This is a genomic window from Xenorhabdus yunnanensis (genome assembly GCF_028598805.1).
Lineage (GTDB): Bacteria > Pseudomonadota > Gammaproteobacteria > Enterobacterales > Enterobacteriaceae > Xenorhabdus > Xenorhabdus yunnanensis.
The window spans coordinates 1-208 of the sequence record NZ_JAQRFI010000392.1; the positions used below are offsets into that span (position 1 = coordinate 1).

Sequence of the window (208 nt, forward strand, 5' to 3'; positions counted from 1 at the left end):
TTACGGGGTGAACACGTGGTCAACCATGAACGCCGGGCATATGGCGAAGTTTATCGCCCCTCGTGGTGTTAACCATCTGATTATCTTTGCAGATAATGACTGGAGCGCCACCGGGGAAGCGGCCGCCTATGCCTGTGCCAATAAAAATTTACTGGCTAACAACGATATTGAAAAGGTGAGCGTCAGATACCCTGATTTGGGTGATTTT

Annotated in this window: 1 protein-coding gene; it reads left to right on the forward strand. The window is 49.0% G+C overall.

Going from position 1 to position 208, the window contains the following annotated elements; all coding sequences use genetic code 11:
• Positions 1-208, forward strand: a 208-nt coding sequence (locus PSI23_RS22710) for a toprim domain-containing protein (RefSeq protein WP_373567383.1), incomplete at both ends; no start/stop codon positions are given.